Here is a 12,742-nt window from a genome sequence, read left to right on the forward strand (position 1 = left end):
GATACCCCGTGACCACCACGAATCTCCCCGTGGTGCGCGCCGCGAACACCTCGCGGCGCGCACCCGCCCGGGCGCTCCTGCTCCTGCTCCCCGCCTACGCCCTGCTCGTCGGAGTCTTCGCGTATCCGGTGTTCGAGAGCATGTGGCGCAGCGTCACCGAGCCCGAGCTCGGCTTCGGCAACTACACCTGGGCGTTGCAGAACCCCCAGAACCTCGAGATCCTCGGCCGCACGTTCGGCAACGCGTTCCTCGCGACCGTCATCTGCCTGCTGCTCGCGTATCCGTACGCCTTCCTGATGACGGTGGTCGGGCCGCGCGCCCGCGTCGTACTCGTCGTCATCTCGCTGATTCCGTTCTGGACGTCGCTGATGATCCGCACGTTCGCGTGGATCGTGCTGCTGCAGGATTCGGGCGTCGTGAACTCGTTCTTCGAGTTCCTGGGTCTCGGGCCCTTCCAGCTGCTCCGGAGCAACACGGGGGTGCTGATCGGCTTGAGCCAGGTGCTGATGCCGTTCATGGTGCTGCCGCTCTACGCGGTCATGAGCGGGATCGACGGCAGGCTCGTCACCGCAGCGCGCTCACTGGGCGCCCGCCCGTCGATCGCGTTCCTCCGGGTCTTCCTGCCGCTCTCGATCCCGGGTATCGCCGCGGGTTCGCTGATGGTGTTCATCCAGTCGCTCGGGTTCTACGTCACCCCGGCCCTGCTCGGCTCGCCGTCCGACAGCATGCTCGCGCAAGCCATCTACGCGCAGGTGAGCAGCCTGCTCGAATGGGGCAGAGGCGGTGCGCTCGGCGTGATCCTGCTGGTCGCGACGTTCCTCCTCCTCGCGATCGTGGGACTCATCGTGCGCTCAGCGCGCCGTAAAGGCCTTGCCGTGGAGGTGTTCTGATGATCAAGATCCACCCTGTCACCCGCGTGGTGCTCTGGGCGTTCAGCGTGCTCGTCGCATTCTGGCTCATCGCGCCCACCCTGGTCGTGATTCCACTGAGCTTCACGGGCAAGGCGTCCTTCGCCTTCCCCCCGGAGACGTGGTCGCTGCAGTGGTACGAGTCGTTCTTCTCGAACCGCGCCTGGACTTCCGCGCTCTCGAACTCGCTGCTCGTCGGTCTGCTGGTCGCGCTGCTCGCAACCGTGCTCGGTCTCCTCGCGGCTCTCGGGCTGCGGGCGCTGACGAACAAGCGGATGTCGACGACGCTTCGCATCGGTCTGCTCGCGCCCATGGTGGTGCCCGGCATCGTCGTCGCCATCGGCATCTACGCCGTCTTCTTGAAGCTCGGGCTCGTCGGCACGGTCGTCGGGTTCGTGCTCGCCCACACGGTGCTCGCGCTGCCGTTCACCGTCATCGCGATCACCGCTGGTTTTGCCGGCTTCGACGATCGACTCGAACTGGCGGCGCTCAGTCTCGGCGCGAGCCGGCTGAAGACCTTCCTCACGGTGACGCTGCCGAACATCATCCCCGGCATCGTCTCGGGGGCGCTCTTCGCGTTCGTGACGTCGTTCGACGAGGTCGTGCTCTCGCTGTTCATCAAGAGTCCGTACCTCAACACCCTCCCTGTGCTCATGTACGCGAGTGTCACTCGCGATACCGACCCGACGCTCGCCGCAGCCGCGACCGTCATTCTCGTGTTCACCACCGTGCTCGTCATCGGCGCGCTGGTGCTGACCGGAAGGAAAAATCGTGCCCGACGAGCGTAACCAGCGCGGTGCCGAGATCCTGCTCGCAGGGGTCTCGAAGCACTATCCGAAGTCCATCGCCCTCGACGACGTCTCGCTCAGAGTCGAGGCCGGCGAATTCATGACCTTCCTCGGCCCGTCGGGATCCGGGAAGACGACGACCCTCAACCTCATCGCCGGGTTCACCGATCTCACCGAGGGCTATGTCGAGATCGACGGCCGCCGCATGGACGATGTGCCGGTGCACAAGCGGGGACTCGGCATCGTGTTCCAGCACTACGCGCTCTTCCCGCACCTCTCCGTGCTCGACAACGTGCTCTTCCCGCTCAAGCAGCGCAAGGTGGCTCGGGCCGATGCGGCCGAGCGCGCTCGAGCGGCGCTCGTCACCGCCGGTCTCGAGGGATATGAGGATCGCCATCCCAAGGAGCTCTCGGGAGGTCAGCAGCAGCGCGTCGCACTCGCGCGAGCACTCGTCTTCGAACCGAAAGTGCTCCTGCTCGACGAGCCGCTCGGCGCGCTCGACAAGCAGTTGCGGGAGCGCCTCCAGCTCGAACTGCGCCGCGTGCACCGCGAGGTCGGGCGCACCTTCGTCTTCGTCACCCACGACCAGGAGGAGGCGCTCACCCTCTCCGATCGCATCGCCGTGTTCAACGAGGGGCGGATCGAGCAGGTCGGCACGTCCGAGGATCTGTACGAGCGCCCGGCGTCGCTCTTCGTCGCCGGCTTCATCGGCGAATCCACGAAGGTCGTGAGCGACGATGGGCGGAACATCACCGTGGTGCGCCCCGAGCACGGCGAGCTCCACGCGACGCCCGACGGCGCGAGCGCGGGTCACCCGACGGTCCCCGTCACCGTGCGCCAGGCGATCTACCTGGGGTCCGGCTGGAAGTACGAGGTCGTGCTGCCCGACGGCTCGACCGGTGTCGTCCGCGGCACGCGAGGGCTCGATTGGCTGCACGGAGAGAACGAGTCGGCCTGGCTGAGCTGGAACCCGGGAGCGGCCTCGGTCTTCGCCGTCTGACAAGCCCGCGGCCGCGGCCGCCACATCACGCACCCCATCGCCCGACGAGGCAGAAAGACCGATATTCATGATCAACGGCAACGTTTCCCACTGGTGGCAGCAGATCGGCGCACCGACGCCGCGAGCGGAACTCCCCGGCAACCTGACGGCCGACGTCGCGATCGTCGGGGCCGGGTACACCGGACTGTGGACCGCGTACTACCTGAAGCAGCAGCGTCCGGAGCTCCGTGTCGTGGTCGTCGAGCAGCGGCACGCCGGCTACGGCGCATCCGGTCGCAACGGCGGTTGGCTCACGAACTCCATCACCGGGGGCCGGGAGCAGTACGAGAAGACCCACGGCCGTGACGCCGTCGAGCGCTTCCAGCGCGCGATGAACGAGACGGTCGACGAGGTGATCCGTGTGACGGAGGCCGAGGGGATCGACGCCGACATCAAGCGGGGCGGCGAGTTCGGGGTCGCCTACACCCCGGCGCAGGAGGCCCGGATGCGGGCGTTCGCCGCGTCCGAGCAGCGCTGGAAGCACACTGATCTCGAGCTCCTGGAACGGCCGGAGGCGCAGGCCAAGATCAACGTCGCCCACACGCTGGGAGCCGTCTGGCATCCCCACGCGGCCCGTATCCAGCCCGCCAAGCTCGTCGCCGGTCTCGCGGCCGCCGCAGAGCGCCTCGGTGTGGAGATCTACGAGCGCACCCGCGTCGTCGAGATCGCTCCGCACCGGGTGCACACGACGCACGGCACGGTCTCCGCGGAATACGTGGTGCGCGCGACCGAGGGCTTCACCGCGAACCTCAAGGGCCTGCACCGGCTCTGGCTGCCCATGAATTCGTCGCTGATCGCGACCGAACCGCTCAGCTCCGAGGTCTGGGACGAGTTGCGCTGGAACCAGGGCGAGGTGCTCGGCGATTTCGCGCACGTCTACATGTACGCCCAGCGCACCGCAGACGACCGCATCGCGATCGGCGGGCGCGGGGTGCCCTATCAGTACGGGTCGAAGACCGACACGGATGGCCGCACGCCCGAGGTGACGGTGGAGACGCTCAGCGAGATCCTGCACCGCTTCTTCCCGCTGACGCGCGGGGCGGCGATCGACCACGTGTGGTCGGGGGTTCTGGGGGTGCCGCGCGACTGGGCGGCCACGGTCGGGCTCGACCGCTCGACGGGGATCGCCTGGGGCGGCGGCTACGTCGGCACCGGAGTCACCTCGACGAACCTCGCGGGCCGCACGATCGCCGACCTGATTCTCGGCAACGACAGCGAGATCACGGGGCTTCCGTGGGTCAATCACCGCGTGCGCAAGTGGGAGCCGGAGCCGTTGCGCTGGCTCGCGACCAAGGGGCTGTACGCGGCGTACGGACTCGCCGACCGCTCGGAACTCGCAGGCCGCAAGCAGACCTCGCCCATCGCCCACATCGCCGACGTCGTCACCGGCCGGCACTGACGCAGCACACGTTTGGAGCATCATCCATGAGCACCACCAGCACTGTCCGCACTTACTCAGCACACGGCACCGACGCGCTCGTGCTCGGCCCGCACGGACCGAAACCGACCGCGCTCACGCCCGACCAGACCGAGGCCTCGACGGAGGTCTGGGACGACGGGCGCATCTCGACCGGACTGTGGGAGTGCACCGTCGGTGATTTCACCGCCGAGCGACTCGGGTACACCGAGATCTGCACCATCCTCTCGGGTCGCGTGACCATCGACGTCGCAGGCCACGAGCCGGAGGAATTCGGGCCGGGCGACGTCATGGTGATGCCGTCGGGCTGGATCGGGGTGTGGCGCGTGCACGAGCCGTTGCGCAAGCACTTCACGACGATCGCGGACTGACCGGATGGCGACGCGCACGGGTCGCAGATCCGCGATCGTGGTCGGGGCGGGGGCCTGGGGGCTCCCCGCGGCGCTCGACCTGCAGGATCGCGGATGGGACGTCACCCTCGTCGAGCGCTTCGAACCGGGCGGCCCGTCGGCGTCGAACGGCGGCAGCACGCGGCTGTGGCGCCTCGCAGACACGCAGCCGTGGCGCGCTCGGTCGCTGCGGGGCACGCTCGACGCCATGGACCGCCTGAGCGAACGGTTGAAGGAACCCGTGTACCGCCGCACCGGTCTGCTGTGGCGAGATGACGCCTCACTGCCGGCCGTGGCCGAGTCGCTCACCGCGATCGGCGAACCCGTGGAACGCATCTCGGCCGACCGTGTCGGAGAGGCGTTCGCCGGTCTGCGATCCGATGGACGAGACGCGCTCTACGTCGAGCAGGCGGGCGTCGTGCACATCCATCGTCTGCTCCAGCGCGGCCTCGAAGCGTTCATCGAGGCCGGGGGCACCTACCTGCCGCACACCCGCGTCACGGCGATCGAGCCGGGAGACGCCTCGGCCACGGTGCGGTTCGAGCGCGGAGAACACCGCTCCGCTGATCAAGTGCTCGTCGCAGCCGGGCCGGGAACAGCCGAACTGCTGCCCGGGCTCGGCATCGCGCTGCCGCTCACGCCCTACATCGAGCAGGTCGTCTATGTGGGCGACCCAGTTGGCGCGCCGCCCGCTCCCGACCTTCCGGGTCTCGTCGACTGCCCGCCGGAGACCCCCGCGGAGCACGGACCCGACTCGGCCGGCGTCTACGCGATGCCGAACGGCGCCTCCGGCTACAAGATCGGGCTCGACCGGCCCTTGCGCCCGCTTGCGGGAGGGACGCTGGGCGACGATCTCGATCGGCGCCCAGACCCCGCCCGCACCGAGACGATCCGAGCACGGGTCGCACGCGATCTCACGTCCATCGTGCCCCGGGTGCTCGGAACCCAGGTGTGCACCTGGACCGACTCGGGAGACGGAGACTTCATCATCGGCCGCATCCGCCCGTCCGTCGTGCTCGCCTGCGGCGATTCCGGCGAGGGGTTCAAGTACGCTGCGTTCATGGGGGAGTACCTCGCGGCGCTCGTAGCCGGCGAACCGACGGACGCGGAATTCGACCGCCACTGGGATCCCGCACGGTTCGGCACGGAGACCGCGCCGCGCCGGCACTACAGCCCGATCGGCAGGCACTGACCGCTCTGCCGGCGCATCGCCAGCCACACCACCCATCGACCGCAACCGAGAACGGAGCACGGAGCACTATGGAGCATTCAGGAGGCGACCTCGCGCTGATCGGCGCGACCCTGCGCAGCAACACCGGAGAGGCCAGCGACGCGACCGCGATCCTCATCCGCGCCGGCCGCATCGAACTTGTCGGCACCGACGCCGAGATCGCCGATGCTGCCGCGCAGTTCGCGATACCGACCCGCGATCTCGGCGGTGCCACCGTGACGCCCGGCCTGTTCGACTCGCACACCCATCCGCACTGGGCGGCATCGGTGACCGCCGGGCTCGATCTCGGCGGGCTCGAGACGATCGACGAGCTGCGCGCTGCGCTCGCCGCTGAGCACGCGCGTCTCCCGGAGGACGCCTGGCTGCGGGGCTGGAACCTCGAGTACGAGGCCTTCGAGCACACCGGGCTGCGCGGCGATCTGCTCGCCGACGCCGCGCCCGGACGACCGGTCGCGCTCATCTGCTACGACTTGCACACCGGGCTCGCGACCGCCCCCGCGCTCGCCGCGGCGGGCATCACGGGTTCCAGAAACTTCGACGACGCGAGTGAGATCGTCGTCGACGAGGCTGGGGTCCCGACCGGGGAGCTGCGCGAGCCGACAGCTTACAATCTCGTATTCGATGCCGCGCCGCAGCCGTCGCACGACGATGCGCGAGACGGCCTGCGCGACATGTTCCGTCGGCTCGCCGCCGTGGGGCTCACCGGCGGCGCGATCATGGACGGCAAGGATGCCACGGTCGACCTGCTCGAAGAGCTCGAGGAGCGGGGCGAGCTGGATCACCGCCTGACGGTGCACCACTGGCACGCCGTCGGCGACACCGACGCCGACGTGGCGCGCGTCATCTCGGAGAAGGATCGCGCCGGCCGCCTCTGGCAGACCGGTGCCATCAAGCTCTTCAGCGACGGCGTCATCGATACGGGGACCGCGTGGCTGCACGAGCCCGACTCGTGCGGTGACGGGCGCGCCGCGTTCTGGCCGTCGTGGGAGCGCTACGGCGACGTCGTGCGCGCCTATCACGACGCCGGCATGCTCATCGCGACGCACGCCGTCGGCGACTTCGCCGTGAGCCGCGTGCTCGACGTGTACGCCGCGCTGCCGGCGCGTGACGGCCTGCCGTTCCACTCCATCGAGCATCTCGAAGTGCTCTCCGACGGGGACGTCGAGCAATTGCGCGGCAGCGGGGTGACCGCCTCGATGCAGCCGCTGCACATGCAGTGGCGATCCTCCGACCACAGCGACACGTGGGCGAAGCGGCTGGGCGAGGATCGGAGCCACACCGGGTACCGCGTGCGCGATGTGCTCGACGCGGGGGCGAGACTCGTGCTGGGTTCCGACTGGCCGGTGGCGCAGTACGACCCGCGCGTCGGCATGGCGTGGGCGCGTGGGCGGCACACCCCGGGCGACGCATCGGCGAACGTGTTCGAGCCGTCGCAGCGGCTATCCGGCGAGGAAGCGCTCCTCGCGTACACGCTCTGGCCGGCGCAGGCGAGAGGTCATGCCGACCGCGGCGTCATCGCCATCGGCGCCGTCGGCGATCTCACGGTGTGGGGCGCCGATCCGGTCGCGACCGATGCCGACGCGCTGCCCGAGGTGCCGATCGTACTGACCGTCGTCGACGGCCGCATCGTGCACGAGGGGTAGCCTCCTCCGCACACCCTGCGAGCGGGGTCGCTCTTCGTGCGTGTCGCGTCCATGACACGCACGAAGAGTGACCCCGCTGCGGTTTTCGGGGTGCTGCGGGCGTCGGGGCTAGGCGAGATCCGCCCGGATGCGCCTCGACTCACGCAAGGCGCTCTCGATCGCGCCGTCGACGAAGCCGCCCCACAGATTCGCGTTGTCGGTCGTCGCGAAGTGCACGGCGCCGTGCGGTCGCTGCAACTCGATGAGGTCCCGGGTGAGCTGCCCCGGGCGATGCGTCATCCACGTGTTCTGCGAGAGCGGATCGGCCATCCAGTCGTGCCCGGTCGCGCCGGTCACCTCGATGCCTGGCCGCAAGACGTCGACGGCGGCCTGAACGGCGGCGACGTCGTCGAGGTCGAGTCGCGTGTGATCCGGGCCGAATCCCACGAGTAGCGTGTAGTCGCCGTCTGCGTCTGCGCCGTAGTACTCGGCTTTGAGCACCGAGAGCGGGTCGTGCTGACTCGCGTACGCGAAGAACCGCGTGACGTGGCCGCGTGCCCGGATCCACGCCTTCGTGCCCTGCGAAGCGACGCGCTCTGCCGAGAGCCGCTGCCACGCATCGGGCAGCGGTGGGCGGAAATCGATCGTCGAGATGGCATTCGCCGGAAGCGTGGAGACGATGCGACGAGCGCGGATCCGCGAGGCGTCCACCAGCTCGACGCTCGCCCCGTCGGCATCGCTCTCCACCGCGGCAACGGTGGCGCCGAACCGGATCTCGCCGCGCACGTCTGCGGCGATCGCGGCGGTGAATGCGCTCATGCCGCCGACGACGCGGTAGGTCGCCGACGCCTCGTGCATGAGCTGCCAGTGCCCGCCCGTGGCTGCGACCCAGCGCAGAGCGCTCGACAGGCCCACCTGATCGAGCGGGGCGTTGACGTGCCCGACCCACACCGATTCGTTCGCCGCCCGTGCCTCCGGCGTGAGGTCGAGGGAGTCGATGCGATCCTGCACCGTGAGGCTGTCGAGCTGCGCGATGCGGCCCGTCGTCGGATCGACGCCGCGCGGGATCGCCTCTCGCGCATCGTCGATGATGCCCTGCTGCCCATCGTCGATGAGTGCCATGAACTCGGCGATGGAGCCCGTTCGGGAGACGCCGTCGGCTCCGAGCCAGAACGCCTCCTCGGCGCTGGGGCTGCGCTCGATGTCGCGCCCGTAGCGGGTCATCTCGGCCCACGTGTGCGGCTGCACCCAGTGCACCCAGGTGCCGCCGAGCTCGAGATCGTGCCCGAAGCGGTGATCCGTCCAGGTGCGCCCGCCCACGCGGTCACGTGCCTCGAGCACCACCACGCTCAGCCCGGCGGTGCTCAGCTCTCTTGCCGCGATCAGCCCCGCGAACCCCGCTCCGATGACGACGACGTCGACCGACTCCATGCGCTCCTCCTCGAGTGCTCGTTGCCCCGATCCTAGCGGCGCTCGAGCTGCCGCGGCCTCATGCGAGCGGGGTCACTCTTCGTGCGTGTCGCGCGTCCGACACGCACGAAGAGTGACCCCGCTGAAGTGAGTGGCGGCCCGCTGAGCTGCGCGCAGCGGGCGGCGCGCCTACAGCTCCGCGACGACGCGTGTGAGCAGATCGGCGAGGCGGGGCTCGGCGGACCTGCCCTCGGCGAGCACCTCGGCGTGGCTCAGCGGATCCCCCATGCCGGCGGCCGGGTTCGTGATGAGCGAGAACCCGAGCACCTGCATCCCCGCCTCGCGGGCGGCGATCGCCTCGAGCGCGGTCGACATGCCGACGATCTGACCGCCGATCGTGCGCAGGTAGCGGATCTCGGCCGGCGTCTCGTAGTGCGGCCCGGGAAGCTGCACGTACACCCCCTGCTGCAGGCCCGGCTCGACGGACCGGGCGATGTCTCGCAAGCGCGACGCGTAGAGGTCGGTGAGGTCGACGAAGTTCGCGCCCTCGACGGGGGAGACGGCGGTGAGGTTGAGGTGGTCGCTGATGAGGACGGGCTCGCCCGCGCGGAACGCGGGATCGACGCCGCCGGCGCCGTTGGTCAGGATCATGATCTCGGCCCCCGCCGCGGCCGCGGTGCGGACGCCGTGCACGACGGTGCGGACGCCGCGCCCCTCGTAGTAGTGGGTGCGCGCACCGATGATCAGGGCGTGCTTGCCGCTCGCGAGCCGGATGGACCTGAGCGTGCCCGAGTGGCCGGGCACGCCGGAGACGTGGAAGCCGGGCACCTCCTCCGCGGGCACGACCGCGACGGTCTCCCCGATCACATCGGCGGCTTTGCCCCACCCGCTGCCGAGAGTCAGGGCGATGTCGTGCCGTTCCACGCCGGTCAACCGGGCGATGGCGGAGGCGGCTTCAGCGGCCAGGGCGGCGGGGGTGTCGGACGGTGCGGCGCTCATGCGCTCCAGCTTAGAGCGCCCGAGCACTCGGCCGCCGACGCCGTTCACGCTTCCGGGCGGAGGACGCGGTACCCGCGTCGGGCGTCGTAGCCGTGGATCTCACGCGTATCGAGCACGGCCATGAAATCGAGCACCTCGGCAGAGATGACCTGACCGGGGACGAGCACGGGAAAGCCGGGCGGGTACGGCGTGACGAATCCGGCCGAGACGGGCTGCTCGCCTCGCCCGACCCGCTCGGCGAGCTCGGCGGGGGAGACGTGCTCGACGGCACCGCGCTGCTGCCCCCGGAAGAACGCTGCGCGCATGTCGCCGTCGGGCAGCACCCCGTCGGTGGCGTAGCGCTGCGAGAACGCGCTGAAATCGGGCAGCGGCGGCATCAGCGTCTCTTCGGCGACGAGAACGTCGGGATCCTCCTGCGCCCTGGCCTCTTCGAAGCGCTCGGCGAGCTTCACGAGCACTTCGATGAGGTAGGCGATCGCGCTGCGGGAGGTGCCGATGTTCGTCATGAACAGCACCGTGTTGCGGCTCGTCTTGTTGACCTGGATGCCGTATCGGTCCATGAGGTGCTCGTGCTTGAAGGTGTCGCCATCGACGCCGGTGCGGCTGATCTCGATGGTGATGCGCGACGGATCGACGACGAACTCGTCGGTCGCCCATGCCTGCCACATCGATGCGAGCCCGTCGCGCAGCGGCATCGGGCGCCCGGCATCGCGGTTGGCTGCTGGCACGAGGTCGTGCGCGGTGAGCACCCGGAAGGTGCGGCGCAGCAGCGGGTGCCGAGCGATCGCCTGAGACAGGCTGGTCGCGAGATCGAGCTGGCGCTGCACGAGCTCGAACCCTTCGAGCTCAACCTGCCGACGCCCGATGTCGAGCGATGCGAGGATCTGATAGTTCGGCGACGTCGACGTGTGCGTCATGTACGCCTCGTGGAACGCCTCCTCGGCGTCGCGCACCCAGTCCTGGTCGTAGACGTGGATCATCGATCCCTGCCGGAGGGCGGTCAGGGTCTTGTGCGTCGACTGCGTCGCGTACACGCGGATGCGCGCGTCGGGCGCGGGGATCAGGCGCTCCGCGAGCCAGACGTCGTCGGCGGCGGGGGAGCCGGGGGTCTCGCCGCCCGAGGGGAACAGCCGTTCCCGCTGGGCGCGATATGCGGCGGCGTGCGCCGAGGTGCCGAGCTGCTGCTCGAGGCGTTTCGCTGCCGCCATCGCGGTGCGCCGCCGGGTCACGGGGTGGAACGCGGCGAAGGCGAACCAGGCCTCGTCCCACAGGAACACGAGATCGGGTTTGATCGCGAGGCATTCGGCCATTACGCGCTCGGGGTCGTACACGATGCCGTCGAAGGTGCAGTTGGTGAGCGTGATCATGCGGACCTCGTCGAGGCGGCCCTGGGCGCGGTAGTCGAGCAGGAGCTGCTTGATCCGGTCGATGGGCACCGCGCCGTAGAAGGCGAAATCGTTCAGGGGGTAGGCCTCGAGATATGCGGGGCGCGCGCCGGTCAGCATCACGGCGTGGTGGTGCGACTTGTGGCAGTTGCGGTCCACGAGCACGACGTCGTTCGGGGCCATGAGGGCCTGGTGCACGATCTTGTTCGCGGTCGAGGTGCCGTTCGTCACGAAGAAGGTGTGCTTCGCCCCGTACGCGCGGGCGGCGAGGTCCTGCGCCTTCTTGATCGCACCGGTCGGGGCGAGCAGCGAGTCGAGTCCGCCCGACGTGGCCGACGTCTCGGCGAGCAGCAGGTTCAGGCCGTAGAAGTCCGCGAGGTCGCGGATCCACTTCGACCCGACGACCGAGCCGCCGCGGGCGACGGGCAGGGCGTGGAAGACGCCGACGGGGCGCCGTGCGTGGTCCTGGATGGCCGAGAAGAACGGGGTGTCGTAGAGATGGGAGACGCGCCGCAGCAGCGTCAGATGGAGCTCGAGCTGATCCTCCCGCCGAAACACGCGGCGGAAGCGCCGGGTGAGCGCGCCGGCGAGATCTTCGATGTGGGCTCCGGCGATCAGGTAGAGGTCGAGTTCGGGGCGGATCGCGGCGAGCGTATCGGCGAGACCCAGCACGCGCTGCACCGAGGCGAGCGAGCTCCGCGCCGGCGCGGCGCCCGGCACGACCTCGGCGCGGGCGAGGCGGATCGCCTCCTGCAGATCTCGGCTCAGCTTCTGCCGGGTGTGCTCGCTGAACCCGGGGCGCACGACGCAGGCGAGGATGTTCGGGTTGGTGAGCACGGCCGCGACGGCGTCGTCGGCAGAGGGCACGACGACGTAGTCGTAGACGAAGTCGTCGGCCGGGCCGCGCAGGCGCAGCGCCTCCGTGCGCAGACCGTCTCGATCCTGGCTCGTCGTCTCATCGACGACGAGCACCTCGAACCGCGGCCTCGGGTCGGAGTCGATGGTGAATTCTGCGCGCTCCTGCTCGTCGAGGAACTCGTCGCGGGGCTCGTCGGGCACGGTGTCGTGCCGCAGCCGGTTCACCACGCGTCCGATGCGGTCGAGCGCCGTGCGGTAGTCCCCGGCTTCGAGGAGTTCCCCGATCGCCGCGACGTAGCGTTGACCGAACCCCGCCCAGTAGAGCTCGATCGTTTCGAGTGCGCGCAGGTTGCGGTGCACCTCCCCGTCGGCGGCGAGTGCGTCGGCGGTGTCGGACTCTGTGGCGAGCCGTTTCACTGCGAAGCGGAGGTACTCCCACGCGTCGCTCCGCAACCGCCACGACGATGCCGGCATCCCCGGGTCTCGTTCGAGGGCGGCGGGGGCGTAGGCGGTGCGCGAGCGGAGCGTCGGAATCGGGATGCCGCCTCCGATCGAATCCCTGCCCGTGATGCCGTCGAACGCGGTTGCTGGGGAGGAGTCGATCCTCGTCATGTGTGGCGGTCCTTCCAACTTCAGCGTATGGTGACGGCGCGTGCGCATGCGGCGGATGTGATCCCTTCGCGCGTGCAGGCTCGC

General features: G+C 69.7%; 10 protein-coding genes. 7 read left to right on the plus strand and 3 right to left on the minus strand.

All coding sequences use genetic code 11. From position 1 onward, the window contains the following. Positions 1-8 precede the first annotated feature (8 nt). The 7 genes from JSQ98_RS12890 (at position 9) to JSQ98_RS12920 (ending at position 7,415) form a co-directional block, all read left to right on the plus strand. On the plus strand, positions 9-890 hold the full coding sequence (locus JSQ98_RS12890; protein WP_090146573.1) for an ABC transporter permease subunit: 882 nt from the start codon (positions 9-11) through the stop codon (positions 888-890). Then, entirely contained in the window at positions 890-1,696 is an 807-nt protein-coding gene (locus JSQ98_RS12895) for an ABC transporter permease (protein ID WP_090146575.1), read from the plus strand. Before JSQ98_RS12890 ends, JSQ98_RS12895 begins: the two co-directional genes overlap by 1 nt. Beyond that, complete coding sequence (locus JSQ98_RS12900; RefSeq protein WP_090146577.1) at positions 1,680-2,696, plus strand: ATP-binding cassette domain-containing protein; 1,017 nt, start codon at positions 1,680-1,682, stop codon at positions 2,694-2,696. The genes JSQ98_RS12895 and JSQ98_RS12900 overlap by 17 nt, the downstream gene beginning before the upstream one ends. Before the next feature lie 67 nt (positions 2,697-2,763). Then, positions 2,764-4,134: an NAD(P)/FAD-dependent oxidoreductase gene (locus tag JSQ98_RS12905; protein ID WP_211650027.1), complete on the plus strand. Its 1,371-nt coding sequence runs from the start codon at positions 2,764-2,766 to the stop codon at positions 4,132-4,134. A 26-nt stretch (positions 4,135-4,160) separates the two neighbouring features. Then, positions 4,161-4,523 carry a cupin domain-containing protein gene (locus JSQ98_RS12910; RefSeq protein ID WP_211650029.1) on the plus strand — a complete coding sequence of 121 codons (363 nt, stop codon included), beginning with the start codon at positions 4,161-4,163 and terminating at the stop codon, positions 4,521-4,523. 4 nt (positions 4,524-4,527) lie between these two features. After that, on the plus strand, positions 4,528-5,733 hold the full coding sequence (locus tag JSQ98_RS12915; RefSeq protein WP_211650031.1) for an NAD(P)/FAD-dependent oxidoreductase: 1,206 nt from the start codon (positions 4,528-4,530) through the stop codon (positions 5,731-5,733). A gap of 68 nt (positions 5,734-5,801) precedes the next feature. Then, positions 5,802-7,415, plus strand: coding sequence for an amidohydrolase (locus tag JSQ98_RS12920; RefSeq protein ID WP_211650033.1), 1,614 nt, complete (start codon positions 5,802-5,804; stop codon positions 7,413-7,415). 108 nt (positions 7,416-7,523) lie between these two features. On the opposite strand, the gene JSQ98_RS12925 is transcribed toward JSQ98_RS12920, so the two are convergent. The 3 genes from JSQ98_RS12925 to JSQ98_RS12935 form a co-directional block, all read right to left on the minus strand. Continuing rightward, positions 7,524-8,825, minus strand: a complete 1,302-nt coding sequence (locus tag JSQ98_RS12925; protein ID WP_211650034.1) for a flavin monoamine oxidase family protein — start codon at positions 8,823-8,825, stop codon at positions 7,524-7,526. A gap of 168 nt (positions 8,826-8,993) precedes the next feature. Beyond that, positions 8,994-9,803 (minus strand): purine-nucleoside phosphorylase, encoded by an 810-nt coding sequence (locus JSQ98_RS12930; RefSeq protein WP_211650035.1) that lies wholly within the window; start codon positions 9,801-9,803, stop codon positions 8,994-8,996. 44 nt (positions 9,804-9,847) lie between these two features. After that, positions 9,848-12,658 (minus strand): aminotransferase class I/II-fold pyridoxal phosphate-dependent enzyme, encoded by a 2,811-nt coding sequence (locus JSQ98_RS12935; protein ID WP_211650036.1) that lies wholly within the window; start codon positions 12,656-12,658, stop codon positions 9,848-9,850. Positions 12,659-12,742: the final 84 nt, after the last annotated feature.

The sequence above is a fragment of the Leucobacter manosquensis genome, assembly GCF_018304845.1.
GTDB lineage: Bacteria > Actinomycetota > Actinomycetes > Actinomycetales > Microbacteriaceae > Leucobacter > Leucobacter alluvii.